This is a genomic window from Streptomyces sodiiphilus (genome assembly GCF_039529215.1).
Classification (GTDB): domain Bacteria; phylum Actinomycetota; class Actinomycetes; order Streptomycetales; family Streptomycetaceae; genus Streptomyces; species Streptomyces sodiiphilus.
Genome location: NZ_BAAAMJ010000107.1, coordinates 1 through 938, shown reverse-complemented (window position 1 = coordinate 938; position 938 = coordinate 1). Strand labels below are relative to the sequence as shown.

General features: G+C 65.4%; 1 protein-coding gene. It reads right to left on the bottom strand.

Annotation, left to right across the window (positions count from 1 at the left end):
- Nucleotides 1-938 (bottom strand): acyltransferase domain-containing protein (locus ABD299_RS24810; RefSeq protein ID WP_344267008.1); only part of this gene is annotated, 938 nt, incomplete at both ends.

Below are 938 nucleotides of genomic sequence, written 5' to 3'. Positions count from 1 at the left end.
CTGCCGGTTGAAGGGGTAGGTGGGGATGGTGGTGTGGTGGTGGTGTTTGTGTTGGTGGTGGTTGGTCCAGTTGATTGTGGTGTTTCCGGTGTTGTGGTGGTTGGTGAGGTGGGTGTGGAGTTGTTGTTGGTCGTTGTGGTGGCGGCGGAGGGTGGTGTGCCAGTGGTGGTGGGGGTTGGGGAGGTTGGTGCGGGCGAGGGGGGTGAGGGCGGGGTGGGGGCCGATTTCCCAGAAGTGGGTGGGGGTGTCGGGGAGGTGGGTGAGTGCTTGGTGGAAGAGGACGGGTTGGCGGATGGCGTTGGCCCAGGTGGTGGGGTTGGTGGTGGTTTCTGGGGTGTGCCAGGTGCCGGTGGTGGTGGAGAGGAAGGGGAGGGTGGGTGGGTTGAGGGTGGTGTGGTTGAGGGTGTGGGTGAAGGGGGTGATGGCGCCGTTCATGGCGGCGGAGTGGAAGGCGTGGCTGACGTTGAGTTGTTGGGTGTGGTGGGGGGTGGTGTTGCAGAGGGTGGTGAGGGTGGTGGTGGGGCCGGCGAGGGTGTGGTTGGTGGGGGTGTTGTAGGCGGCGATTTCGATGTCGGGGTAGGGGGTGATGGTGGTGTGGGTGGTGGGGGTGTCGGCGTGGATGACGGCCATGGTGCCGGTTTGGGGTTGGTTGTTCATGTGGTGGCCGCGTTGTGCGGTGAGGTGGAGGAGGTCGGGGAGGGTGAGGACGCCGGCGGTCCAGGCGGCGGTGAGTTCGCCGATGCTGTGGCCGATGACGGTGTGGGGGTGGATGCCGAGGTGGTTGAGGTAGCGGACGAGGGCGACTTGGATGCTGACGATGGCGATTTGTGCGTAGCGGGTTTGGTTGAGGTGGTGTTGGGCGGGGCCGTAGAGGAGGTCGAGGAGGGGTTGGTCGGTGTGGGGGGTGAGGTGGTGGGCGCATTCGTTGAGGGTGTCGT